This is a genomic window from Cupriavidus sp. FW305-27 (assembly GCF_058787995.1).
Window position 1 is genome coordinate 39,352 of record NZ_JBYTAG010000044.1, and the last position, 24,980, is coordinate 64,331.

The 24,980-nt window shown below is 60.9% G+C and carries 23 protein-coding genes and 4 pseudogenes; 12 read left to right on the forward strand and 15 right to left on the reverse strand.

Annotation, left to right across the window (positions count from 1 at the left end; translation table 11 throughout):
- Positions 1-172 precede the first annotated feature (172 nt).
- Entirely contained in the window at positions 173-1,399 is a 1,227-nt protein-coding gene (locus tag AC3WRI_RS20825) for a hypothetical protein (RefSeq protein WP_011616620.1), read from the reverse strand.
- 794 nt (positions 1,400-2,193) lie between these two features.
- Between AC3WRI_RS20825 and hxsA2 the strand changes: the two genes are divergently transcribed.
- From hxsA2 to AC3WRI_RS20850, 5 genes and pseudogenes are all read left to right on the forward strand, one after another.
- Positions 2,194-2,490, forward strand: a complete 297-nt coding sequence (gene hxsA2, locus AC3WRI_RS20830; protein ID WP_011616619.1) for a His-Xaa-Ser repeat protein HxsA2 — start codon at positions 2,194-2,196, stop codon at positions 2,488-2,490.
- Positions 2,491-2,548: 58 nt separating this feature from the next.
- Positions 2,549-2,839 (forward strand): His-Xaa-Ser system protein HxsD, encoded by a 291-nt coding sequence (gene hxsD / locus AC3WRI_RS20835; protein WP_041687975.1) that lies wholly within the window; start codon positions 2,549-2,551, stop codon positions 2,837-2,839.
- On the forward strand, positions 2,836-4,299 hold the full coding sequence (gene hxsB / locus AC3WRI_RS20840) for a His-Xaa-Ser system radical SAM maturase HxsB (protein ID WP_011616618.1): 1,464 nt from the start codon (positions 2,836-2,838) through the stop codon (positions 4,297-4,299). Before hxsD ends, hxsB begins: the two co-directional genes overlap by 4 nt.
- 146 nt (positions 4,300-4,445) lie before the next feature.
- Complete coding sequence (gene hxsC / locus AC3WRI_RS20845) at positions 4,446-5,465, forward strand: His-Xaa-Ser system radical SAM maturase HxsC (RefSeq protein ID WP_231881488.1); 1,020 nt, start codon at positions 4,446-4,448, stop codon at positions 5,463-5,465.
- A 99-nt stretch (positions 5,466-5,564) separates the two neighbouring features.
- A pseudogene (locus AC3WRI_RS20850) lies at positions 5,565-5,666 on the forward strand (P-II family nitrogen regulator); the annotation flags it as partial.
- A gap of 218 nt (positions 5,667-5,884) precedes the next feature.
- Here the strand turns inward: AC3WRI_RS20850 and AC3WRI_RS20855 are convergent.
- The 5 genes from AC3WRI_RS20855 to AC3WRI_RS20875 all read right to left on the reverse strand — a co-directional run bounded on the left by AC3WRI_RS20855 (position 5,885) and on the right by AC3WRI_RS20875 (position 10,260).
- Positions 5,885-6,841: a 2-hydroxyacid dehydrogenase gene (locus AC3WRI_RS20855; RefSeq protein ID WP_011616616.1), complete on the reverse strand. Its 957-nt coding sequence runs from the start codon at positions 6,839-6,841 to the stop codon at positions 5,885-5,887.
- Positions 6,842-6,919: 78 nt separating this feature from the next.
- The gene (locus tag AC3WRI_RS20860; RefSeq protein ID WP_010812539.1) at positions 6,920-7,381 is read right to left on the reverse strand and encodes a type II 3-dehydroquinate dehydratase; all 462 of its coding nucleotides are present in this window, start codon (positions 7,379-7,381) and stop codon (positions 6,920-6,922) included.
- A gap of 18 nt (positions 7,382-7,399) precedes the next feature.
- Positions 7,400-8,020, reverse strand: a complete 621-nt coding sequence (locus AC3WRI_RS20865) for a glutathione S-transferase (RefSeq protein ID WP_011616615.1) — start codon at positions 8,018-8,020, stop codon at positions 7,400-7,402.
- 20 nt (positions 8,021-8,040) lie between these two features.
- Positions 8,041-9,018 (reverse strand): NAD(P)H-quinone oxidoreductase, encoded by a 978-nt coding sequence (locus AC3WRI_RS20870; RefSeq protein ID WP_492293986.1) that lies wholly within the window; start codon positions 9,016-9,018, stop codon positions 8,041-8,043.
- 93 nt (positions 9,019-9,111) lie between these two features.
- Positions 9,112-10,260, reverse strand: coding sequence for an ABC transporter ATP-binding protein (locus tag AC3WRI_RS20875; RefSeq protein ID WP_492293988.1), 1,149 nt, complete (start codon positions 10,258-10,260; stop codon positions 9,112-9,114).
- Positions 10,261-10,671: 411 nt separating this feature from the next.
- Between AC3WRI_RS20875 and AC3WRI_RS20880 the strand changes: the two genes are divergently transcribed.
- Positions 10,672-11,925, forward strand: a complete 1,254-nt coding sequence (locus tag AC3WRI_RS20880; protein WP_492293990.1) for a flavin-containing monooxygenase — start codon at positions 10,672-10,674, stop codon at positions 11,923-11,925.
- A gap of 107 nt (positions 11,926-12,032) precedes the next feature.
- Positions 12,033-13,178: an alpha-hydroxy acid oxidase gene (locus AC3WRI_RS20885; RefSeq protein WP_492293991.1), complete on the forward strand. Its 1,146-nt coding sequence runs from the start codon at positions 12,033-12,035 to the stop codon at positions 13,176-13,178.
- A gap of 46 nt (positions 13,179-13,224) precedes the next feature.
- Here the strand turns inward: AC3WRI_RS20885 and argE are convergent, their stop codons facing one another.
- The 4 genes from argE to AC3WRI_RS20905 all read right to left on the reverse strand — a co-directional run bounded on the left by argE (position 13,225) and on the right by AC3WRI_RS20905 (position 16,635).
- Positions 13,225-14,400, reverse strand: a complete 1,176-nt coding sequence (gene argE, locus AC3WRI_RS20890; protein ID WP_492293993.1) for an acetylornithine deacetylase — start codon at positions 14,398-14,400, stop codon at positions 13,225-13,227.
- 59 nt (positions 14,401-14,459) lie between these two features.
- Entirely contained in the window at positions 14,460-15,434 is a 975-nt protein-coding gene (locus AC3WRI_RS20895) for a LysR family transcriptional regulator (protein WP_010812546.1), read from the reverse strand.
- Positions 15,435-15,543: 109 nt separating this feature from the next.
- Entirely contained in the window at positions 15,544-16,215 is a 672-nt protein-coding gene (locus tag AC3WRI_RS20900) for a DUF1028 domain-containing protein (RefSeq protein ID WP_454750895.1), read from the reverse strand.
- A 6-nt stretch (positions 16,216-16,221) separates the two neighbouring features.
- Positions 16,222-16,635 (reverse strand): RidA family protein, encoded by a 414-nt coding sequence (locus AC3WRI_RS20905; protein WP_454750896.1) that lies wholly within the window; start codon positions 16,633-16,635, stop codon positions 16,222-16,224.
- Positions 16,636-17,025: 390 nt separating this feature from the next.
- Here AC3WRI_RS20905 and AC3WRI_RS20910 point away from each other — a divergent pair, with 390 nt between their 5' ends.
- The 3 genes from AC3WRI_RS20910 to AC3WRI_RS20920 all read left to right on the forward strand — a co-directional run bounded on the left by AC3WRI_RS20910 (position 17,026) and on the right by AC3WRI_RS20920 (position 19,818).
- Entirely contained in the window at positions 17,026-18,051 is a 1,026-nt protein-coding gene (locus tag AC3WRI_RS20910; protein ID WP_439669666.1) for an ABC transporter substrate-binding protein, read from the forward strand.
- 93 nt (positions 18,052-18,144) lie between these two features.
- The gene (locus tag AC3WRI_RS20915) at positions 18,145-18,993 is read left to right on the forward strand and encodes an ABC transporter permease (protein WP_011616607.1); all 849 of its coding nucleotides are present in this window, start codon (positions 18,145-18,147) and stop codon (positions 18,991-18,993) included.
- A 3-nt stretch (positions 18,994-18,996) separates the two neighbouring features.
- Positions 18,997-19,818, forward strand: coding sequence for an ABC transporter permease (locus AC3WRI_RS20920; protein ID WP_011616606.1), 822 nt, complete (start codon positions 18,997-18,999; stop codon positions 19,816-19,818).
- Positions 19,819-19,970: 152 nt separating this feature from the next.
- Here the strand turns inward: AC3WRI_RS20920 and AC3WRI_RS20925 are convergent, their stop codons facing one another.
- Positions 19,971-20,354, reverse strand: a complete 384-nt coding sequence (locus AC3WRI_RS20925) for a winged helix-turn-helix transcriptional regulator (protein WP_058698834.1) — start codon at positions 20,352-20,354, stop codon at positions 19,971-19,973.
- A gap of 137 nt (positions 20,355-20,491) precedes the next feature.
- Here AC3WRI_RS20925 and gstA point away from each other — a divergent pair, with 137 nt between their 5' ends.
- Entirely contained in the window at positions 20,492-21,124 is a 633-nt protein-coding gene (gstA, locus tag AC3WRI_RS20930) for a glutathione transferase GstA (protein WP_492293995.1), read from the forward strand.
- A 195-nt stretch (positions 21,125-21,319) separates the two neighbouring features.
- Here gstA and AC3WRI_RS20935 read toward each other — a convergent pair whose 3' ends face one another.
- The 4 genes and pseudogenes from AC3WRI_RS20935 to AC3WRI_RS20950 form a co-directional block, all read right to left on the reverse strand.
- A complete protein-coding gene (locus tag AC3WRI_RS20935) occupies positions 21,320-22,417 on the reverse strand; it encodes a Leu/Phe/Val dehydrogenase (RefSeq protein WP_492293997.1) in 1,098 nt (365 codons plus the stop codon).
- Positions 22,418-22,626: 209 nt separating this feature from the next.
- Positions 22,627-23,013 (reverse strand): annotated as a pseudogene (locus AC3WRI_RS20940) (amino acid permease C-terminal domain-containing protein); the annotation flags it as partial.
- Positions 23,014-23,022: 9 nt separating this feature from the next.
- Positions 23,023-23,283, reverse strand: a pseudogene (locus AC3WRI_RS20945) (ABC transporter substrate-binding protein); the annotation flags it as partial.
- A gap of 112 nt (positions 23,284-23,395) precedes the next feature.
- Positions 23,396-24,301 carry a fumarylacetoacetate hydrolase family protein gene (locus AC3WRI_RS20950; RefSeq protein ID WP_492293999.1) on the reverse strand — a complete coding sequence of 302 codons (906 nt, stop codon included), beginning with the start codon at positions 24,299-24,301 and terminating at the stop codon, positions 23,396-23,398.
- Between the two features lie 557 nt (positions 24,302-24,858).
- Here AC3WRI_RS20950 and AC3WRI_RS20955 point away from each other — a divergent pair.
- A pseudogene (locus AC3WRI_RS20955) lies at positions 24,859-24,980 on the forward strand (integrase); the annotation flags it as partial.

A 24,980-nucleotide genomic window follows, 5' to 3' on the forward strand; every position in this document is an offset into this window, starting at 1 on the left:
CTTGGACCCACACGTCGTGGAGACGTGCAAGATGGTGCCAAAGGTGGCCGCCGTCCGTTGCCCTACGCCGTTTCGATGCTGGAAGGACCCGCCTTCGCGGTATAGCGGAGGCTGCAGGTAGTCGACGAACTCGATCGTTCCGCTACTCCGGCCGGGCGAATCGCACGCGTTGCTACTGGCCTCCGGGACCGGGATAGTGGAAGGTCCAAGCCTGCGGGCCGTGCTGGGGAAAGACGAAGATCGGCCCAGTGGCCGCCAACGCTGCTGGTGCGATGTTCGTCCAGAACCCATCGTCATACCTCGGCAACTCGTCCGGAAAGCCAAGGTCGTCGCTGAAGCCCGCCATGTGACGCAGGATTGCGATGTGCGAATTGCGATCCCATTCCTCACGCTGCAGGTAGGCCGACATGGATGACCAGAATGCCGGCGTGAGTGCGGCCGGAAACTGCGTGTTTCGCCAGAATGCTTGTGCGAGTTGTGTCTTCTCTTGGGGCGCGAGTCGCAGTAGCGCCATGTTCATGAGGTATTGGTCTCGTGCGGACAGTCTTGGCCGTCCTTGTGGGTCCTGCGTATAGATGCCCAACACGGCGTCAGTTTTAGCAAGGTAGTCCATGGCAATGGGGTTCCGTCGCAGGCTATCGATCAGCCGTCCCAGTTCGACCTCGTCCGCTTGCGTCAGGGGATAGTCGCCTGGCACATCGCGATACCGCTGCGCGGGCAGCGCGCGCATTTGTATTTGCCCATTCGGCTCCCGCTTGATACCGCCGTCGCGATACCTCCCCGGCTCGCGGATCAGATCTTCCATCCGCTGCCACATGCGACCCTCTTGGGTATGGGCGCGGCTGGGATTGATGTAGCCTCGAACATAGTCCAAGGCCTGGGCGCGCCAAGCTGCTGCAAAGATCGAAGGCGCCGACAGCACCATTACAGTCTCGTCGATGTTGAAATCGATCTGACTCAGATCGGGCTCGGTGACGAGTCCAAACATTGCGAAAAGGGTTGCGGCTGCAGCGACAAGCTGTCCGACGTGGCCGGTCGCGTTGTACGTCTTGATAAATTCCTTCAGGTCCGCCTTTGCTTGAGGCGACACCATGTAGGTGACGCCTCCCACCGTGACAGGAACAGCATCCTTCCCGCTGATTCGACCGCGGGACATTTCCGCAACTACATCAATGGGTTGAGCCTGAATCGTGGTGGTTGGGCCGTTAGCTGGCTTGTCGCGTGGGCCCTCCGGGCCACCCTTTTCTGCTCCACCTGCATGTTGTGGGCCATTTTTTTCCGACACGTGGCCTTCGATATTGATGGGGTCGTGGAAATTGACCTCATGCTGCGCGAAAGTGGCGCTGCTCGCAATGAGAAAAGCAATCAGCAGACTGGTCCTGGACTTCGAGTACGCCATGTGCGTTAGCTCCGTAAGGCGCTTGTGGATTTGTACGGCAGGGATGATGCACTACGGCCACCGAGGACGGCAAGCGCGCCCGTTGAATCATCGCAAATTGCGGTGGCGACAGCTCTTGGCCGATCTGTGCCTTCCCGGAAATCAGCGATGAACCTTAAATTCCGGAATCAATGTGTACTCAAAACTGCGATCCGCAAATCGGGGCTCCTAATAGTTCCCGCCCCCACGGTCAATTCCCACACGCAGGACTAGCATTTGCCTTCGCATTGAAAACCTCTTTGCTGTCAGTTAGCATATTCACTCGATAGGGGCTGCAACCCGGGAAATTCATCTTCCCCTCGTCCGCCTGTGGCCAATGGGTCGGGCTGACGTATTTGATCTCGTTGGAATCCCCGTTGCCTCGGACTGGTGAACATCCACGACCAACCCCCGCACTTCTGTCCAGAGTTGGCCGGACCGCGCCAAAGGTTCGGAGGTACCACTCGGGATGGGCTTCCGATGTCGCACGTCGATCGATCATAAGCGCAGAACTTCCAAAGCGCCTCGGTATCCACTTTCGATTTAGGATTCTTGTCAAAAACCACATGTGCGAGAGCATAACAAAGCACACATAGCACCTTATGCCGCCAATTCAAAAATCGGATGTTACACTTCCTTACAAGGTGTACCAAGACCTTACACGGCCAATACGCCTTGCCTCCCATTTAGTACAAATGGGAGGAATTTAACTCAAATGGGTTATACATCCGCAGGCTGAATTTCTAGAGAGGCGGACTAATAAAAAGGGAGACGGTATGAAGGGGTTCCTCAAAACATTTGCGGCAGTCGCCGCAGGTTTTGCGGCGCAGGGCGCCACTGCAGCGCAGCTGCCGTCGCAAGCGCCGACACATTCGGTTGATGCTTCATCGACCACTTCGATTGACGCCAAATCTCTCGAAAGAATCGCAGTGACAGACTCTGCCGGCGACGTCTTCAATTTCATCCTGAAGCGCTCGGACGCCCATGAGGGAAAGCTGATGGCGTGGCATCAGTCGCACTCATCACATTCGTCGCACCGGTCGCATTCGTCGCACTACTCCAGCCGGTACTAAGCAGAAACAAACACATTTCATAGCCGACTCCTCGTGGGTCGGCTCCTCCAAGGTCCCCATGACAACACGTTTGGAACTAGATTCCGCCGTCTACTGCCTGGAGGCGGTACAAAAGGCGGCATACAGATTCATAGACCGGCTCACGGTGCTGATCTCGCAAAGTCCGACCTCCGTAGTTTGCGAAATTGAATTGGTCGGGGGCATCGCAGCACCACTGGAAGACGTTCTAGCCAACTTCAAACGTGAACTCCTCGACCAACAACTCCGCCTGCAAATAAAAAACGAAACAGAGGCAGCGAGAAACCTGATTTTAGCGTACGCGTTCTCGCGCACAGGGTTGCAACAATGAATAAGTTTCGCAGCCTAGAGAGCTATCAAAGCAAGAATGCGGGGCGATATCAGTTACTACCGTTTCGGTTTGAAGCCCTGGATAACGAAAATGTGGTGGCCACGAATGCCGTCGGCGAGTTTGCTTTTTTATCTCGCCGGCAGCTTGAGGACCTCGTAGCGCATCGTTTGAGTCCTAGCGACCCCGACTACATTACGCTGAGATCCCGGCATTTCCTCCGTGAAGCCGGTGACGAAGCTAGTTTGGAACTGCTCACACTGAAGACGCGGACCAAGTTTAGTAAGCTTTCCAACTTCACGAATCTGCACATATTTGTCGCATCGTTACGCTGCGATCATAGTTGCCAGTATTGCCAAGTCTCTCGCCAGTCGGAGAACAAAGCGGCCTTCGATATGACACCGGAGACAGCGGACAAGGCTTTGGACCTCGTTTTCCGTTCCCCGAACCCCGCTATAAAAATTGAGTTTCAAGGTGGTGAGCCATTACTGAACTTCGAGCTGATTCGATATGTAGTGAAAAAGGCTGAGAAAATAAACAAAGTGGAAGGCCGGGATCTCCAGTTTGTTATCACCACAACCTTGTCGCTGGCCACGGATGAGATTCTGGAGTTCTGTCGCGACCACAAGATCTTCCTGTCATCCTCCCTGGATGGCCCGGCGGACCTGCATAACAAGAACCGGCCGCGTCCCGGTCGGGACAGTCACGAGCGCTTTGTCTCAGGCCTCAAGCGCGCCCGCGACATGGTGGGCTACGACTCGGTATCCGCGCTGATGACCACTTCGCCGGCAAGTCTGAATCGCGTCCGCGACATCATCGACGAATACCTCAAGCATGGCTTCGACGGTATTTTTCTGCGCCATCTCTCCCCCTACGGCTTTGCGCTCAAGACGAAGAGCTTTCAGGCCTACAACACCGAACGGTGGCTCGAATTCTACAAAGAGGGAATGGACTACATCCTCGCCCTCAACAAGGCAGGAACGCCCTTCACCGAGTACTACTCCACCCTGTTGCTGACCAAGATGATGTCGGCCGAAGACCCTGGCTTTGTGGATCTGATGACTCCTGCAGGCGCCGGCATCGCAGCCGTCGTGTTTAACTACGACGGTGACGTCTATGCGTCTGACGAGAGCCGCATGCTGCGTGAGATGGGCGACACGACGTTCCGCATCGGTAATGTTCATCAGAACAGTTACGAGGAAATATTCACCGCGGACGCGCTACTGACGGCCCTCGAAGACTCCTTCACGGCGTCTGCACCAATGTGTAGCGATTGTGCGTTCGAGCCGTGGTGTGGATCCGACCCTGTGTTTCACCATGGCATGTATGGCGACGTTCTTGGACGGAAGCCGGAGTCCGACTTCTGCAAGCGCGTCATGGGGATTACCAAGTACCTGCTCGATAAGATGCGCAATGACGAAGCAGCCAGGGAAATTTTCATGCGGTGGGTGAATCGATGCTAACACTTTCAGGACGCGTTATCCGCCTCGCCGAGGAGAAGGCTCCACAGCCGCAATCGCCGGCACCTCGGCGGCAGTTCAGCCTCAGTACGAATCCTGCCCTTCCACTCCCATTGAGGGGGGCAAGGGCTTACCTGTCCCGATCTAATGTGCCGGCCCCCACCGGCTTCGCTCACTATTTCGCGTTCAACGAACGGCCGACGAGCCTGACCGATGACATCCCCTGCACCCTGTTGACCGACGAGTTCTCTTACCTGGCTGAGGGCGATGTTGTCAGCTTGACCGGCGACGGTAGGATCAGAGCGCTTTTCCGGGCGGAGTCCAACCACAACAGCATCCTGCTTACAGAGCAGTGCAACAACTATTGCTTGATGTGTTCGCAGCCACCGAAGAAGGTTGATGACCGCTGGTTGCTGGACGAGGCCATGGAGACCGTTCGCCTGATTCCGCGGAACACGCGTTCGCTGGGCATTACAGGCGGAGAACCAACGCTGTTCGGCGACGGATTCATCGATCTGCTTCATCAAATTAGGAACTGGCTACCACGTACCTCCCTGCACATCCTGTCGAACGGGCGAACATTCGCCGCCGCGGCGTTTGCTGAACAATATGCAGCAGTTCAGCATCCCGATGTGATGATAGGCATCCCAGTCTACTCGGCCGACCCGGCACGTCATGACTACGTTGTCCAAGCCGAAGGGGCCTTTGATGAAACAATTCGAGGCATCCTGAATCTGAAACGCCTGAATCAGAAAGTTGAGATTCGTGTTGTGGTCCACAAGCAAACCTATAAAGGTCTGCCTGCGCTTTCAGAATTCATTGCCCGGAATCTTCTGTTTGTCGACCACGTCGCGCTAATGGGATTGGAAATGACCGGGTTCACCCGCGCGAACCTGGATGCGCTCTGGATCGACCCCGCCGACTACAAGACGGAGCTTAGTACGGCTGTCGGGATTCTAAGAAGCTATGGACTCAAGACGTCTGTGTATAACCATCAACTCTGCTTGGTGAATGCGGATGTCGAGCCAGCATATGTCAAGTCCATCTCTGACTGGAAGAACGAATACGCACCAGAATGCGAGCCCTGTGCGCGAAAGGCGGAGTGCGGCGGGTTCTTCTCATCAGGCATCCGGAACGGCTACAGCAAATCGATTCGACCATTTGCTTAGGACATAGTTGGGGAACTTGCGCACGGGGGGCCAAAAGGTGGTCCACTGACGGCTTGGCGGCTCTCACTGCAAGGTGACTCGGTACGAGGTCGGGCGCCAGCTGCGCTTACCGGCAAGATCGGCGACGGCAAGATTTTCGTGACGCTGATCGACCGCGTCATCCGCATTCATACGGGTGAGCAGGAAGAAGCGGCAGTCTGACGCTGGAGACGCGATCAAAATGATCTGTCATTGTTGCGTGGCCTCGCCGGACTACCTGTACTGTCTGCCGCCACCCTGGCACAGCGGCATTGGAACAATTCGCCTCGCGATCCAAGTCCCCTGCTTCGCCCCCTAGCCAGAACCGCTTCGCTCCATTTTGATCGCGTCTCTCATCCCTTCCACGCGTCCGGCGCATTGCACCGGACGTAGCCCATACCTCAATATCCGCGTGCTGGATCAATGATGTTATCCGGCGATTCGCCGGCAGAAACCCGAACAATATTCTCCGCAATCTGCCTCGCCGCAGACGACGGAATCGCCACCGAAGCCAGATGGGGTGTGATCAGCACATTAGGCATGCTCCACAGCGGATCCCCGGCAGGCAAAGGTTCGCGCTCGAAAACGTCCAAGGTTGCCCCGCCAATGTGGCCGCTTTGGAGCAGGTCCGTAAGCGCCGCCTGATCGACCAGTGCGCCCCGCGCAACGTTGATGAAGGCCGCGCCTCGCGGCAGCTGCTCGAGTCGCGCCCGATCCAGGATGCCAGCCGTCTGCGGCGTGAGCGGCAGCATCACGACGACAATGTCCGCCTGTCCTAGCACGGTGTCGAGCGTTTCCAGTCCGGCAAAGCATTCCACGCCTTCGATCTGCGCCGGGCTGCGCGACCAGCCGATCACCTTGAACCCCTGGCGCTGCAGTTCGTGGGCCGCTTTCGCGCCCAGCTGACCGAGCCCCAGAACCGCCACGCGGATGTCTTCCGGAGAACGGGGATGACGGTAGGCCCACTCACCCCGCCGCTGCGCCTGCTCGAAGTACGGGATGTCCCGGGCGTGCCGCAGCACGGAGAACAGCACGTATCCCGCCATCATGCGCGCCATCTGCGGGTCCGTGAGCCGCGTGATGGGAATGCCTTGGGGAAGATCCTGCCGCTGGACCAGTGAATCAACCCCCGCTCCCAGATTGACGATCAGGCGCAGGTTCGTCATTTCGGCAAAGAAATTCTCCGGCGGTTTCCAGGCGAGCGCGTAGTGAATGTCGGCTGGCCGGGTGATTTTGCTGGAGTGAATGACTTTCAGGTTCGGGAGCTGGGCCTGGAGCGCGCGCTTCCACGTGTCGAAATCGTCGAAGGCGCTGTAGAAAGCCAGCGCGCCCGAGGGGGTGTCTTCAGAAATTGGCATCTTGGCAACTGCCTTGAGAATAATGGCAAGGACGGCAGCGAGAGTACATCCTGCTGCCGTTCCGCGTGCGCATGGAAATCAGACCGCTGCTCTGCCCTTCTGCACCAGCCGCGTGACGGCCTCGATGGCGAATTCGTAGCCGTCGCCGCCCAGCCCGGCGATCACGCCATCCGCCACCTTTGAGATGTAGGAGTGGTGGCGGAACGGCTCGCGCTTCCAGATGTTGCTCATATGGGTTTCGATGATCTTGCCGGGGAAAGACAGCAAGGCATCGAGGATCGGAATCGACGAGTAGGTCAGGCCGGCCGCATTGATGATGATGCCGTCCGCCACGCCGCGCGCTTCCTGGATCCAGTCGACCAGCTGTCCCTCGTAGTTCGACTGCAAGAAGCGCAGGTCGGCATTCAGCGACGCGGCCTTTTGCTCGCATCGTGACTGCAGCACCGGAAAGCTGTCGCTGCCGTAGGTCTTGTTGGCGTCCAGGCCATAAAGATTGGCGTTGGGGCCGTTCAGGAACCAGATGGTGATCTTCTCGCTCATGTTCTGACCTCTGTTATCTCAACCTTCGTGGGGGCGCGTGGCCAGCATGGCGGGCAGGCTTTGGAAAGCCTCATTCCAGCGTGCCGCGTTGCCGTATCGGGCGCGCCAATCGAGTTCGGGAAACCGGAAGTCCAGATACCCCAGCGCGCAGCCGATGGTGATTTCACCGATGGTGGGCTGTTCTTCCGCCAGGTCCGGTGCGATGGCGTCGATTGACTCGAGGCAGGCGCTGACTTTCGTCAGCAGCGCTTCGCGCCACGTGGGCCACTGGACTTCCTCGGGGCGCGCGGTCCGTTCGTAGCGCGCGAGCAGCGCGGCGTCGAGCAGGCCATCGCCGAGCGCCTGGCGGGTCAGGGCCGTCCACCGCGCGGGGCCGGAGGCGGGAAAGATGTCCGCGGCGTCTGCCCGGCTGGCCAGGTACTCGCAAATCACCCGGCTGTCATAGATGGCCTGGCCATTTTCGAGGAGCAGCGTCGGGACTTTGGCGAGCGGGTTGTGGGCCGCGATGCGCGGGTCGCGCCGCACCGGATGGGCGGCGCTGTCCAGCAGTTCGATGTTCTCGGCCTGCCCCGTCAGGTGTGCGCAGACCATGACCTTGCGCACGAATGGCGAGGTCGGAGCGAAAAGAAGTTTCAGCATGCTTGATTGGATGACAGGCTCTAGGGGATCAGGACCAGCTTGCCGAAGACCTTGCCGCTTTCCAGCATCCGGTGGGACGCGACCGCCTCCGCGAGCGGGAAGGTGGCGTGGATGCGCGGCTTGACCCGTCCGTTTTTCAGCAGCGGGATGACATGGCGGGCAAGGCTCTGGGCCATCCGGGTCTTTTCGTAATGGCTCTGGGGGCGCATGGTGGACGAGTGCAGGCTCACCTGGCGCTGCATCAGCGTCAGCAGTTCGACATTGACCGCCGAGCCTTGCATGAAGGACAGGCTGACATGGCGGCCGCCGAAGGCCATGGCGGCAAGATTGCGGCGGACATAGTCGCCGCCGACGATGTCGATGACCACGTCGACCCCGCGCCCATCGGTGTACTCCAGGCAGGCCTTGGTGAAATCGGTGGTGGGCCAGCAGATCGTCGCGTCGGCGCCCATGGCGCGCAGTTCCGGAAAACGGCTTTCGTCGTTGTCCGTGGCGATGACGGTTGCGCCGGCGGCATGCGCCATCCGGATCGCGAGCGTGCCGATACCGCCGGCTGCGCCGTGGATCAGGACGGTTTCACCCATGGTCAGGCGGCCCAGCTCGAACAGGTTGTGCCACACGGTGAACAGCCCCTCGGGCAAGGCGGCTGCCTCGGCATCGGAAAGCGTGCCGGGCACGATGAAGGACTGATCGACCGGCGCCGTACACCACGGCGCATAGCCGCCGCCGGGTACCAGGCTCATCAGCCGCTGGCCCATCAGCTGACTGTCCACACCGGGGCCGCAGGCCACCACTTCGCCGCAGACTTCCAGGCCGAGCACGTCGGTGATTCCGGGCGCGGGCTTCGCGATACCTTGACGCTGCATGATGTCGGGCCGGTTGACGCCGGCGGCAAGCACGCGCAGCAGGACTTCGCCAGCACCGGGCTCGGGCATGGGGCGCTCGGCCAGCGTTAGCACACCGGCGTCGCCGGGTTCACGGGCGATGATGGCTCGCATGGAGCGAGGAAGACTGGTCATGGGTGTGTTCTCTCAGGCTGCGTTGTCTGACGCGTTGTGTTACGCCTTCGCGTTGCGCTCTTGCATCTGTTCTTACGTCCGCTTCTGCGGACTGAAAATGCTGACGCCCTCATCGGGCAGCGCAAGTCCCGCGACCGAGCCGATGGGCCATTGCTGCATGGCGCCCAGGCCCGCACTGCGCACCGTGACGACCTGACGGGCCGTCATCGGAATGTCCACGTCTATGAACGTATTGATGTGATCGCCCTGGTAGACGTGATTGATCACCGTGCCACTCAACACCGATTCGGCATGCAGATGCTCAAGCTTGATGTGCTCCGGGCGCACGTACACGTCCAGCCTTTCCCCATCGTGCGATGCGTCGGCCAGGCGGGCATGCGGGAAGCTGATGAGCCCCGAGCCCAGGCGCAGTTGCACATCCGTTGCCGTCTGGCCGTGATAATGAGCCGGCAGGATGTTCACGTCGCCCAGGAAGGACGCCACGAACGGGTCTTGCGGGTTCTGATACAGATCGGCCGGCGATGCGATCTGCCGAATGGTGCCGTTCGACATCACTGCGATCCGGTCGGACATGGCCAGCGCCTCGCCCTGGTCGTGGGTGACGAATACCGTGGTCAGGCGCAAGCGGCGCTGGATTTCCCGGATCTCTACCTGCATGGAGCCGCGCAGGTTCTTGTCCAGGGCCGAGAAGGGCTCGTCCAGCAGCAGTACCTTGGGCTGGATCACCAGCGCCCGCGCCAGCGCCACGCGCTGCTGCTGCCCTCCCGAAAGTTCGCGCGGCTTGCGGTGCCCGAGGCCGTCCAGCTTCACCAGGTCCATCACCTGCTTCACGCGCTGTGCGATTTCGTCCTTGCCCACGCCCCGCATGCGCAGGCCATAGCCGATATTGCGCTCGACGGTCATGTGGGGAAAGAGCGCGTAGTTCTGGAAGACGATGCCGATCTGCCGCTTGTGCGGCGGCTCGCAGGTCACCGGCTGGCCATCGATGAAAATCTCGCCGGTGTCGGCTTCCGCAAAGCCGGCGATGAGGTTGAGGAGCGTCGTCTTGCCGCAGCCGGACGGGCCCAGCAGGGTGAGGAATTCCCCGCGTCGTATCTTCAGCGAGAGCTCGTGCAGCACGGTGTGGTCGTGATACTTCTTGACCACCCGTTCCAGGCTGACTGCGGTATCGGGCTGTGCGTGGGGTTGCTGTGCGGCAGGCTCGGAGTTGGCTACGTTCATAGGTGTACAGAGATTGAGGAGTATGCCGTGCTCCAGGCTTGGGCCCAATGACATCGAGGCCGAGCTGGTACTGGCAAGCAGGATAAGTCAAACAGCCAGTATCGGGACTTTGCCGAAACTGATGCGGTCCCTCGGAAAAAACGAAATGTCCGTTTTCAGGCGCAGGCGGCGCGGATGCGATGGCCGGGAACGCCTTGTGGTGCGCGGGTGCGGGGGGCAGTGCCGAACCCTTCGGCCCGCGCTTTACTTTTTCCTAAGTCCTGAGTTTGAAAAACGTGATTTTCAAACGAGGTGGGCTTCATCAAACTGGCCACCGTCGATGAGCGATGTCTCCAGGGCGCCAGTACGCCTTGCCGTCGAAGCTTCCGTGCCGGGGCGACTGACCGGGGCGATCATTCTTAGGAAATTCAAATGTCAGTGGAAAAAATCAACACCGTGGTGGTCGGTGCTGGCCAGGCGGGCATCGCGATGAGCGAGCATCTCGCGCACATGGGTGTGCAGCATGTCGTGCTGGAACGCAGCCGAATCGCAGAACGCTGGCGCTCGGAACGTTGGGATTCTCTGGTCGCGAATGGACCGGCCTGGCATGACCGTTTTCCCGGGATGAAATTCGAGGGCATCTCGCCGGAGACCTTTCCGTCGAAAGAGCGCATGGCGCAGTATTTCGAGAGCTATGCCGCCATGCTGAAGGCGCCGGTCCGTACCGGCGTGGAAGTCAGGCGGGTGGAACGGCATCAAGGGCGTCCCGGATTCAGGGTGACGACTTCCGACGGCATCATCGAGGCAGACAACGTGGTTGCCGCAACCGGCCCGTTCCAGAAGCCAGCCTATCCGAAGATCGTGCCTGAGAGCGAAAAAATCCGGCAGCTGCATTCCTCGGCCTACAAGAATCCGGGCCAGTTGGCGGAAGGCGGGGTGCTCGTGGTGGGCGCGGGCGCTTCCGGCTCACAGATCGCCGAAGAGCTGCGCCAGGCCGGCAAGACGGTTTATCTCTCGGTCGGCGAGCATTACCGCCCGCCGCGCGCGTACCGTGGCCGTGACTACTGCTGGTGGCTGGGCGCCCTCGGCCTGTGGGATGAAGTGAGGATCCGGCCCAAGAAGGCGCACGTCGCTTTCGCCGTGAGCGGCTATGAAGGCGGCAAGACCGTCGATTTCCGGCGCCTGGCGCACGCGGGCATCAACCTGGTCGGCCTGACCCAATCCTACAAGGATGGCGTCATGACATTCGAGCCAGGCCTGCCCGAGAACATCGCCGAAGGCGACCGCGCCTACTTCGACGTGCTGCGCGAAGCGGATGCCTATATCGAAGAGAATGGCCTGCCGTTTCCGCCGGAACCTGACGCCTGGGAGCTGCTGCCAGACCCGGAGTGCCTTAAGCACCCGATCCTCAGCCTCGACCTGGCTGAAGCCGGCATCACCACGATCCTCTGGGCGACCGGTTTCAAGTTTGATTTCAACTGGCTGAACGTGAAGAATGCCTTCGACGAGAAGGGCGATCCGTTCCACAAGCGCGGCATCTCCGCGGAAAGCGGCATCTATTTCCTGGGCCTGCCGAATCTGGTCAACCGGGCGTCGTCCTTCATCTATGGCGTCTGGCACGATGCGAAATACATCGCTGACCATATCGTGCTCCAGAACGGATATATGACGTATGAGCGGTCTTGAGCCTGTTCCTGAGGCTGCACGGTGACCTGTCATTGGTAACGAGGTTGCACGCACGAGCTGCCGGATCGGGCGATCCGGCAGCTTTTGTTTTTTTCAAGGGGGTTCCCATGGCCGAGATGACGTGCATTGAAGACCTGCGCAGGCTGGCGAAAAAGCGCGTGCCGCGCATGTTCTATGACTATGTCGACGGCGGTTCGTGGACCGAATATACCTACCGTGCCAACGAGGCGGATTTTCAGCGTATCGAATTCCGCCAGCGCGTGGCGGTGGACATTACCGAGCGCAGCACCGCCAGCACCATGGTGGGCCAGCCGGTCAGCATGCCGGTGGCGATCGCGCCCACCGGGTTGACCGGCATGCAGCACGCCGATGGAGAAATCCTGGCCGCGCGCGCGGCGAAGCGGCACGGCATCCCATTCACCTTGTCCACCATGAGCATCTGCCCGATCGAGGCGGTGGCGGAAGCGACCGGGCGCCATCCGTTCTGGTTCCAGCTGTATGTGCTGCGCGACCGGACCTTTGTCGAAAGCCTGATCGACCGTGCCAGGAATGCCAATTGTTCGGCGCTCGTGGTCACGATGGACCTGCAGGTCTTCGGCCAGCGGCACAAGGACAAGAAGAACGGTCTGTCCACGCCGCCCAAGCCGACCCTGCGCAACCTTGTGAACATGGCGAGCAAGCCGCGCTGGTGCATGGGCATGCTGGGTACCAAACATCGTCAGTTCGGCAATATCGTCGGGCATGCCAGGGGCGTCGACAAGATCGGGGCGCTGGTGGAGTGGACTCAGGAGCAGTTCGATCCGCGTCTGTCCTGGCACGATATTGAATGGATCAAGAAGCGGTGGGATGGGAAGCTGATCGTCAAGGGCATCCAGGACCCCGAGGATGCGCGGCTGGCGCTGGCAAGCGGCGCCGATGCCATCATTGTGTCGAACCATGGCGGGCGCCAGCTGGACGGCGCCGCGTCATCGATCTCCACATTGCCACGCATCGTGGAAGCCGTCGGGGATCGGGTGGAAGTCCATATGGATGGCGGCATCCGCTCGGGCCAGGATGTGCTCAAGGCGATCGCGCTCGGGGCGCGTGGCACGTATATCGGCCGCGCCATGATGTATGGCCTGGGCGCCCTCGGCGAGCTAGGCGTGACCACGGCCTTGAGCATCATTCAGAACGAGCTCGATCTCTCCATGGCGTTTTGCGGCAAGACGGATATCCAGTCGGTCGATCGCAGCATCCTGCTGACTTCATTTTGATAGCGTCCGTGAGGCGTCCGGGCCAAAGCTGGCCAGGATGCCAGGCTTATCGACAGAGAAATTCGACGAGGCCGGCCAGCATGCGGTCGCAGGCTTCGATCTGCGCCAGCTCCACATACTCGTCGGCCTTATGTGCGACTTCAATGCTCCCGGGCCCGCAGATCAGCACTGGCGTTTGATTCCAGCTCTGCTGGAACAATCCACCCTCGCTGCCATAGTCCACCCTGGCGCATGGGGTGCCCGCGGGGAGCAGCGAGGCGAGCAGGCCGACAGCAGGCGAATCCTCGCGGGTGCTCAGGCTGGGATAGCTGTTCGTCATCTGGATGTCTGGCAACGGCGCCGCAGGATCCAGCGCCTCTTTTTTGACGCGCTCGGCCAGGCGTTCCAGGACGCGCTTCAGGATCTGCTCGGGTTTATCTTCCGAGACGTTGCGAATCTCGAAGCTGACTTCGCATTCGCTGGGCACGATGTTCAAGGCACGGCCGCCGTGGATGACGCCGGCGTGGACCGTGCTGTAGGGCACGCCGTAGCCCTCCTCGCGCGGGCCGCTTTGCGCCAGTTCACGCTGCACGTCTCGCAGGGATGCGACGAGGTCGCTGGCCATGTGGATGGCGTTGAAGAACCTGGGCGCCAGGCCTGAGTGGCCGGCCTGGCCGCAGCAGACCGCCCGGTAGGCAGCCTTGCCCTTGTGACCGGTGCCGATCCGCATCAGGGTCGGCTCGCCGACAATGCACAGGTAGGGTGCGGGGAGGCTGTGCTCCAGGCGGCGCAGCAGGTGGCGCACGCCAACGCAGCCGATTTCCTCATCGAAGGACAGCGCCAGCTGCAAGGGGCGCCGGAGCGGCTGCCGGGCGGCCGCCACCATGGCGGTGACGGCGCAGGCCACGAAGCCTTTCATGTCGGCTGTGCCGCGTCCGTAGATGCGGCCATCCCGGTGCGTTGCCTCAAACGGGGGTGAAGTCCAGGGCTGGCCTTCCACCGGCACCACATCGGTATGGCCGGAGAGCAGGACGCCCGGAACGCCCACCGGACCGACCGTCGCAAACAGATTGGAGCGGCTGTGGTCTTGCGGGTCGGGCGCGAGCATCGATTCGATGCCGGCTTCCGCCAGGATGTCCTGGACCTTGTGGATGAGCGCGATGTTTGGCGTCAGGGAAACCGATGCGAAAGAAATGAGCGTTTCCAGGAGAGAGACGCTTGCGGAGGAGGCTTGATTTTCCATCTCTGGCCCTTCTTGAGGGGGCATTGCCAAAACACGGCATGACCGATGCGGCTGGCGCTTCAGGACGCCGATTTCAGCGGCGCTGCTATATGGGGATCGAAGAAACTTGGAGCGCTCATTCCGGGGATGTATTGGTCGGAGATATAAGCGCGGCAGCGTTCCATGAAGATTCTCGTCAATCTTGACTGTTTCATCGGCTTGTAAGTCGCCAGGCCGAGCAGCATGGGCCGATGGGTACCGGCAAGGCGGACCCGCACCATGCGCTTTCCATCGAGCGACTGATCGGATTTGGGGCGCACATTGAAGAGTGCGTAGCCAATGCCGTTGGCGACCATGGACCGGACCACTTCCGTGGACTGCGAACGCGCCGCGATGTTCGGCGTCACGCCGGCCTTTTCAAACAGGGAGGTGAAATAGTCCCGGCTCATCGGCATATCGAGCAGGACGTAGGGTTCGGGCGCCAGCTCTTCGAAGGAGACGACTTTCTGCTGCGCCAGCGGATGGACCTCGCTCACCAGGACATAGGGCGGCATCGTCGCCAGGCTCTCGAACTGGATGTCGTCCTCAAGGTGCAGGTCGTAGGTGATCGCCACGTCGATCTCAAGCGCATGGAGCTTGTTCATCAAGACTTCCTGATCGCCTTCGACCATCTGCAGCTCGATTTTCTTGAACGCGCGCGAAAAGCCGAAGATGACCTCGGGCGCAATCATTGCCGTGAGCGACTGGAAGCTTCCCACCCGCAAGGTGCCCTGGATGACGTCGCTCGAATCGGAGGCGATTTCATAGAGTCGGGACGACCGTCCGAGCATATCTTCGCAGTGATGCAGGACCAGCTTGCCGATGGTGGTCAGGCCAATGCCCTTGGAAGAATGGCGCACGAACAGCTGCACGCCCAGTTCGGCCTCGATATGGGCGATCGCTGCGGAGATCGAGGGAGAGGAGATATGGATTTGCGTCGACGCAGCGGCAATGCTGCCATGCTTCGCCGTTGCGACGAAATACTCCATCTGGCGCAGGGAAATGCGATTGAGCATGTCGAGATCAGGAAAAGGGGAACGATCCAGTGTACTGGAGAAGGTTTGCCCTTTCGAGTGCCGGCTGCCTGACCGGCGCTGTCACGCTTCATTCGATGCGTCGGACTGGTCACAGGTTTCCGGGAACGCCAAAGCTGGGCGCCGCGCGGGGATCGAGCGCTCGCTTGACATAGTCCTTCAGTTGCGGCGCGTAAACCTGCCAGGCGGCATGGAGGGCCTCGACCGGGTCGTTTTCTACCCAGTCCAGGCGCAGATCCACGACAGGCCAGTTTTGCGCATCGTACACCAGCAGGCCTGCCGAGTGCACCGGACCTTCCTCGCCGCCGGCGGCCTGGCCGGCGAGCATGGCCTGCATCAGCCGTTCCGCGAGCGCGCCTTCGGTCTGCTCGAAGGCCGACAGCATGGCCTGGGGCACTTCACGCGTCGCCAGCATGTTGCCCGCGCATGCGGCATGGGTGCCGACCACGCTTGCCAGGGTGCCGAGCGCCCTGGCACCCGTGAACACCACTGGCGGGTTGTGCGCGTCGATGGCCATGAGCTGGCGATACTCGATATGGGGGCGCTTCTGCAGTTCCGCGAGGGCGCGTTCCGGCGTCAGGCCGCTGGCCATCAGGTCCAGGGCGAGGGGCCCCAGATCCGGGTCAGTAATGTTCTGGCTCGCGGCTGCGCCGACCCCTTTGCGGCCGCGGATGCAGCGCGAGGCAACCGCCGGTGACGAGGACGCCACGGCGGCGCCGAACTGGCCGCTGGCGGGGCACCGTGCAATGATGGAAAAGGTCATGGCAGCTCAGTCGGGGATGACAGCGGTGGCGTCGATCTCTACTAGCCACTCGGGGCGGGCCAGGGCCGATACGACGATGCCGGTCGAGACCGGGAAGACACCCTTCAGCCAGCGGCCCACGACGCGATACACCGCCTCGCGGTAGCGAGGGTCGATGATGTAGATCGTGATCTTGCAGATGTCCTCGAGCTCGCCGCCGGCTTCCTCGAGCAGCATCGCGATATTGGCCATGGCCTGCTCCGCCTGTCCGGCGACGTCCCCGATGCACACGCTCTCCGAGGTGTCGAGGTTCTGGCCGATCTGCCCTCGCAGAAAAACGGTACGGCCTCGCGCGACAACGGCCTGGCAAAGGTCGTTGTCCAGATTCTGTTCCGGGTAGGTGACTTTGGTGTTGAAGGTGCGGATGCGGGTATGCTTCATGGTCGATTCGGATCGATTCGGCAGGTGGCGGGAGATTGGGGGCGATGCACCCGACTGCATGGTCATGTGCAGCCGCTGGCGGCGCCATTTGTATTTTCCTGCCGGCCGTTTAGGAATTTCCGAATACCACCGAACCTCACACGACCGCTAACCTGCTCCAGACGGCGGAACCATCCACAACCCCATCGGGAAATGTGAGGCACCCCTACGAAAAAGCCGACTTGGCCGCCTGGTACGACTTTCACATCATAGGCTCCGTAATTCGAAGTCATTGCATCAACGTCGTTGCGTCAGCAACGCGTCGCTGCTTGTGATTGCATTTCCCGGTGGCACGTTCAAGCGTATTTCCAGTTCTATCAGATGTTTATCTTTTCGATTGGGGGTTAGTAAATGACGATTCGCAAGCTTTTGGCACTTTGCGCGCTCTCCGCCACGCTTGGCAGTACGGCGGCATGGGCCCAGGAAGCATTGGTGGTGAGCACCTGGGGCGGCAGTTTCCGCGACCTCATCGATGAAAGCATCGGCAAGGAATTCACGCGGCAAACCGGCGTACCGGTCAAGTACATCACGGGCGGCACCATCGACCGCCTGAACAAGGCGAAGCTTGCCTCCAAGCCCGAGAGCGACGTTACCTTCACGACTTCCCACGTCGGCTGGCTCTACGCCAACGGCAATCTCTTTGAAAAGCTGGATACGAGCAAGATTCCGAATTACAAGCATCTTGTCGAGCGCGCCAGGATCAGCCCGTATCACATCGGCAGCTGGGCCTATGTCTATACCATCGGTTATCGCGCCGACCTGGTGCCGCCCAGCGTCAAGTTCGAGAGCTGGAACGACCTGTGGAGCCCGGCCCTGAAAGGCAAGATTGGCGTGCCTGACTTCGATCCGAGCCATGTGGTCGCGGTTTCCGCCATGCTGTCGGGTGGCGATGCGCAAAGCTGGGAAAAGGGGCAGGACAAGCTCAAGGCGCTCAAGCCCAACTTCAAGGCGTTCTATACCAATGACGCCAATGCGCAGCAGCTGATCGCCACCGGCGAAACGCCCGTGCAGGTCATCCTGTCGATCAACGCCTATCACATGATCAGCCAGGGTGTTCCCGTCAAGTTGGTCACGCCCAAGGAAGGCGCTGTGCTCGGCATCGATACCATGGCCATCACGAAAGGCTCCACCAAGGCCGATCTGGCTTACAAGTTCATGAACATCGCCTTGTCCCCGGAAGTCCAGTCGAAGATCGTGGCCTTGAAGAAGGCCAGCCCCGTCGTCGACGACGCCAGGGTTTCGCCTGAAGACGCCAAGCTGCCCGGCGTGTTCACGACGAAGGAGCAGTGGGACAAGGCCATCCTCGTGGACCACAAGCTGCGCGCCGAGAAGACTGCGGAATGGCGCAAGTGGTTCACTGAAAACGTCATGAACTGAGCCCGCTAGCAAGAGTGTGGAGGGAGGGTCGCCGCGGCAATGCACCGCGCCGATCCTCCCTCGCCGATTGAGCATCTGGAATAAGGTTTAAGAATGCGCCCCGATTCACGAGCCTGGTTGGTCTCCCCGGCAGTACTTGTCGCGCTGTGCATCGCAGTATCGTTGATTGCGGTCCTGCAGTTCAGCTTCCGGGCGTATGTGCCCGGCTCCCTGGATGTCGGCGGATTCACGTTCGCCAACTTCAGCGACCTGACCAAGTCGATTTATCTCGACGCGTTCTCCAACACCTTGTGGCTGAGCGTGGAGACGACCGTGTTTTCGCTGCTGGTTGCGTACCCGCTGGCCTATGCCCTGGTGCGCGTCAGGAGTCGGGCGCTCAAGTCCTTCATCCTCGTGGTGTCCATCACGCCCCTGTTTCTGGGGGAAATCGTGCGGACCTACTCCTGGATCGCCGTCCTGGGCAGCAATGGCTTCATCAATGGCGCGCTGCGAAAGCTCGGCCTGATCGACTGGCCACTGGAACTCATGTTCACACACCTGGGCGTGCTGGTCGCGCTGGTGCACGTGACGATTCCCGTCGTGGTCCTGATGCTTGCCACGGCAATTTCGCATATCGATCGCGACTACGAAAAAGCCGCCCAGAGCCTGGGTGCCGGCCCGGTCAGGACCTTCCTCACGGTCACGCTGCCGCTTTCGATGCCGGGTATTCTGGCTGGCATCACAACTGCGTTCGCCTGGACCTTCAGCGCCTTTGCGACGCCTCAGATGATAGGCGGAGGCCGCGTGCCGACGGTTTCGACACTGGTGTACCAGCTTGGCTTCGCTTCCATGAACTTCCCGCTGGCGGCCAGCCTGAGTGTGATGGGCTTGCTGCTGACGGCCGCAGCGCTCTTTTCCCTGGGGCTGTTCACCAAGCGACTGAAAGTCGTTGGAGGACACTAAGAAATGAGAATCAAAAGCGCTTTGCCTTTGCCGCTGCGTGTCGCGGGCCCGCTGCTCGTCGCCATCCTGCTTGCATTCGTGCTGCTGCCGGTCGTGGTGGTGACGATCGCCGCCTTCAACGAAAAGGCGATCATCACTTTCCCGCCTGAATCCTATTCGCTGACATGGTTTGCACGCGTCTTCAGTTATCCGGATTTTCGAGATGGATTCCGCGCCAGCCTGGTCATCACCGGATGGTCCTCGTTGATTGCGCTGGTGATCGGGACCTGCCTGTCGATTGCCGTCAAACGGCTGGAATTCCCCGGCAAGCAGACGCTGCTGGCCATCCTGCATTCCCCGCTCGTGGTGCCGCACTTCACGCTGGGGCTGGGCCTGCTCATCCTGGTATCACAGGCCTCCATACACCGCTCATATGGCGTCGTCATCCTGTGTCACGTGATGCTGGTGCTGCCGTTCGTGCTGAAGAGCGTCTATGTTTCCATGGAAAACCTGGACGCAAGGCTGGAACAGGCGGCAGCAAGCCTCGGTGCGTCGCCGCTGAAGGTGCTTTTCACGATTACGATTCCACTGCTCGCGCCGGGGCTGTTTGGCGGCTGGTTGTTTGCGGCAATCATGTCGTTCAGTGAATTCACCGCATCGCTTTTCGTCACGACGCAAGACACGCAGACGCTGCCCGTTTCCATGTACAACTATGTGCGGGAGTTTGCCGATCCGACGCTGGCCGCGCTGTCAGTTGTCTATATAGCCGTGACGGCTAGCGTGCTTGCCTTTGCAAACTATTTCCTGGGCCTGGGGAAAATCCTCAATATCGAGGAAGGGCATTGACCGGCATGCGCTGCTGAAAGCCGCGCCAATGCCGGGCTGCCTCAGCGCGTGGCGGCGCCGCGGCACTCACTGCCACACAGGGGCGGCGTAGTCGGCAAAGTCCCCCTTTATGAGAACCTGTCTTGATGGCCACGTCCATGACGACGCTTCTGCTATTGCACGACGCCGCCGGCCGGATTTTCGTGGGCTAATGGATATGGTTCTGGCGCCTGCGGTGGCATTGGCCGGCTCTTCACCCAAAGCCCAAACTCCCGCATCACCTCCACAACAGGCGCAAGGCGCGCACCATCCTCTGTCAGTTCGTACTGCACCGTAACAGGAACAGTCGGAAACGCTGTTCTCTTCACCAGGCCGACTTCCTGAAGTGCTTTCAGGTCCAGGGTGAGCATGCGCTGCGAAATGTCTGGCATCTCTCTTCGCAGTTCGTTGAAACGCTTCGGCCCTTCGAGTAAGTACGAGGCGATCAGCAGCCGCCACCGGCCGCCCAGCAGGCGCATTGCTTCCTCTACCGAACATCCCGACACAGCCGTCTTCATGGAGACTCTCACTCATAGGGTATAAAAAATGTACCTACACCACATTTTAGTGCCTTCTTCCCTTTCTATACCATCTTCAGCATCATTCGATCCATCAGCAAGGCACGCCGCTTTGCGATGACCTTTAGGGATATGAAATGAAGCTGTACTACATTCCGGGTGCTTGCTCGCTGTCGCCCCACATCGTGTTCAATGAATTGGGGCTGGACGTAACCCTCGCGAAGGTGGACTACAAAACTCACGAAATTGAAGACGGTCGCGATTTTTTCGAACTCAGTCCTTTTGGCTACGTCCCACTCCTTGAACTCGACGACGGCACGCGGCTGTGCGAGGGGCCGGCCATTGTTCAGTATCTGGCAGATATGAAACCCGAGTCGAACTTGGCCCCGGCGAACGGGACCATCGACCGCTATCGTCTGCAGGAGTGGTTGAGCTTCCTGACTTCCGAGATCCATAAGGGCTTCATTCCGCTGCTCTATGCGAGGCTGGCGGGCAAGTACGGCGTCGAGACTGCGAAGCCGAAGTTGGAAAAGCGTTACGCCTGGCTTAACGAGAAACTCGCCGGCCGCGACTATCTGATGGGTGACACCTACACTGTCGCCGACGCCTACCTTTATTCCCTAACCCAATGGGGCCAAGCCGAGTGGCTTGAGTCGGTCTACAAGACCGACATCCACTTCGACGGCCTGGAGAACCTCAGGACCTGGTATCTCCGTATGCGGGAGCGGCCGGCCGTGCGCAAGTCCCTGGATACCGAAGGCCTCAGGTAAGGCTTCGGTTCACCTAAGAAGCCGCGTTCACGAGGCCAATGGCGGCTATGCGTTGGTAGCTGCCTAAATCAGCCGCGCCGTCTCCGCTCGCGCCCGTGCGTATTCCCCAGCCAGCACATCAACCAGCGCTGGCGCTGGTCGAACTGTGGGGCTTCGGGAATTCGTTCATCGGCTTCCTCCTGGTCGACGCGACGCTCAGTTCGGCCCGATGCCACGCGACAACACCTCGTGCGCCCATGTCACCGCCGCGCGCGCCGGCGCCTGGCCGGTCGACTCCACGCGTTGCGCCAGCCTGAGCACCCGTTCGCGGATGCCTGCCACTTCGTCGCGCAGGTCTGAGTCGTCGACACCGCCGAGGTATTCCCGGGCGCAACTCACGATGCCGCCGGCATTGATGAGGAAGTCGGGCGCATAGAAGATCCCGCGCTGGTGCAGGATGTCACCTTCGGCGAGCGAAGCGAGTTGATTGTTTGCCCCGCCGGCGATGGCCCGGAAACGGCAGCTTTCGGCCACGGCCGGGGTGATGACGGCACCCAGCGCGCAAGGCGCGAATACATCGGCGTCGACGGCCGTGATGGCTTCCGGCGATACGACGCGGGCGCCAAACTGCTGTTGCGCCTGCGTCGTGCGGCCGGCGTCGATATCGGCCACGGTCAGGGTGGCGCCCGCCTCATGGAGACGGCGGCAAAGCTCCCAGCCCACCGAACCCAGTCCCTGGACGGCCACGGACAAGCCGGCGAGCGACTTGCGGTCCAGGCGATACAGCGCCGCCGCCTCGATGCCGACGAACACGCCGTATGCCGTCCACGGCGAGGGATTGCCGCCGAAGCCGCCGTCGCGCGGCATGCCGCTGACGTAGCGGGTCTCGGCCTGAACGGCACGCATGTCGTCCACCGTCGTGCCGACATCCTCGGCCGTAATATAGCTGCCTTGCAGCGACTCGATCATGCGGCCGAAGGCGCGGAAGAGTTGCTTGCGGTCGGTCTGCGCCGGGGAACGCGGGATCACCGCCTTGCCGCCACCGAACGGCAGCCCGGCGAGGGCGTTCTTGTAGGCCATGCCCTGTGACAGGCGCAGCGCATCGGACAGCGCGTCGGCTTCGGCGGGATAGGCCCAGTACCGGCAGCCGCCGAATGCGGGGCCCAGTCTGGTGTTGTAGATGGCGATGATGGCCTGCAGGCCGGATTCCGGATCGGTGGCGAGCGTTACGCGCTCGTGGGACAGGCCTTCGCCGGTGCCGAAAAGGCGGACAGCGGCCGCCGCGTGGGTACGGTCGTTCAACTTCTTCTCCATGACGTGGGGAATGCAAAGCTGTAGCTCTGCCTTCCTTGACACACCGCCTGGGTTGCAGTGCGGTGCGGCGTTGATGGGGTCTGGAGCCCCAATCCCGTTCGGCTGCGGGCGATCTTGTCGCGCCGGCGCCGGGTTGGCATCTTACCCAGTTTCTCGGTGCGGGCGGGGCTAGGGTTTTCGCTTACCCCAAGGTCGGCCTCCACATCCGCTTACCGTGTCTCGGGACTCTTACGGCTGGCACCGCGTGCTACCTGGCCACCGTGCAGCACCGCGTTGCGGCGCGCGTACAGGAAGTAGATCGACAGGCCGATCCCCAGCCAAATGAGGAAAGCGATCCAGGTCAGCGCTTGAAGGTGCGCCATCAGAAACAGGCAGAAGCCCACCGATAGCAGCGGAACCACCGGCACGCCGGGACAGCGGAAAGCTCTCGGCAGCTCCGGACGGGTCCGGCGCAGCACCAGCACCGCGATCGAGATCAGCGTGAAGGCGGAGAGCGTGCCGATATTGATCAACTCGGCCAGCACATTGAGCGGCATGAATGCGGCGATCATCGCGAACACGATGCCGACGGTCCAGGTGGCGAAATACGGCGTTGCGACGCGCTCAAGTTCGAGAAGTCGCCGCACCCCCGCAAGCCCTACGTCCGGGCGCGCCTGGTCAGCTTCCTTGATCAGGCGGACCGGCTGTCCGCCGAGCTTGCCGCCGCCTTGCTCAATGGCAAGCAGAAAGCCATCGTATTGGTCGCGCCCGACATCGGCCGACGGCCCCGAAAGGGTGGCAAGAATGCCGACCTTCACTTCAGCACTGGCCAGCGCCGGCGCGAGCAGCGCCAGCGCGGCGGCGATTGCCACGCATTTCTGTTTCATGTCTCCTCCGTCGAATTGTCATTGCCCGTCAGGCACTCTATGTGGTGCCCGTGCGGACGCGAGCCTGAACGGCTCCCCATGTCAGGCGGCGAACGCCGCCCGTGGTATTGCCCTACTGCAACGATGTCTCCAGTTCGCCCAGTCCATCAATCCAGACGCGGATACTGTCGCCGCGCTTCAGGAAGACTCCCGATTCCATGCCAACGCCGGCAGGCGTCCCGGTGAGCAGCACATCGCCCGGATACAACGTGAGCCGCTCGCTCAAGTAGGCGATCTGCTCGGCAACCGTGTAAAGGTGATTGGACGTATTCGAGTTCTGCTTGAGTTCGTCATTGACCCAAAGCTTGATATCCAGCGCTTCAGGGGACGCCACGAAAGCCGCGGGAGTCAGGTAAGGACCGAGGGGACAGGAGCCTTCAAAGCACTTGTGGCCGATCCAGTCAAAGCGGAACGGCGAACTTGCATCGACCTGCTCGCGACGCAGGTTGTCGCGTGCCGACAGGTCGTTGGCAATGGTATATCCCGCTACACAGTCGAGCGCGTCGCCCGGCGAGATGTTGCGGCATGCCTTGCCGATCACCACCGCAAGTTCAGCCTCCCAGTCGAGCATTCGCGTGTGCGAGGGATAAGGCAGCGCCTGGCGGTGGGCGGACAGTGTTCCCCGGCCGGCCTTGATGAAGTGCCACGGCGGTACGCCATCGGCCTTCGGATCTGTCGTCAGGTCCATATTGACGGCCTTTGCCATGGCCACGACATGGTCGCGGTAGTTCGCCCCTGCCCCATAGATGACACCGGGCTGGCTCAGCGGCGGCAGGAAGCGGATCTGTGCGGGCTCCATCGTCTCGGCGGCCAGCGGCAGTTGCGCAATGAAGCGCGCAATGCGTAGCTGCGCGGCGGGCCAGTCCTGCAACAGGCCGTCAACGGTGCCTGCGGCGAATTGCACATGCCGGCTGTACGCGTGCACGCCGACGTTGATCGTGCCATCGCGGCCTTCGTAGTTGAACAGTTGATATTTCATTTCACCTCACTGGTTGGGGGATTCTGGCGCTTACGTGTCCGCCAAACCAGCCGTCCTGGATGATGTCAATGTATAAAATGGCGTAATGCCCGGCCAGAACGCGACCGGCACCGATGCGGCAGGCGCAAACGGCTCGACCGGGGCATGACGGCCGCCACTTCCTGCTGGACATGGCAATGAGCGTGGCCGCGCGCGCCAAGATTCGCAATGCACTAGCGAGGGGCTCGAAATTGACGGGGCTCCCGCCCGGCGAAAGCCGTAGGTGACCTCACTCGCACGGCTGGAGCGTGGCCTACGCGGACGTTCAGTCAGATGCTGGAAACCATCCGAGATGGGCTCGATCCGTCGACCGTCGACAGCACTGAACTGCGCAGATGTCGCATCTCATGCCTTCAACGGACATTCAACAGCCATGTTTGGGGGTCGGAGAATGGTCGGTCGGCGACCGTCTGCGGCACAGTTTTCGAGGCACGCGTTGCAGCCCGACTGACGGAGACATCAGCGAAGATCTGCAGCGCGCGCAAACTGATTCTACCTTCGTTCGAAAGGAGATGATCATGGAGACGTCGAATTCACCCGTGACCCCGCGTGCGCCATTGAATAAGGGTAAGGTCACCGGACAAAAGCCGCCGCTGAAGCTCTGCGAGATCTGGGCGATTCGTACAAGGCTACAGATGTC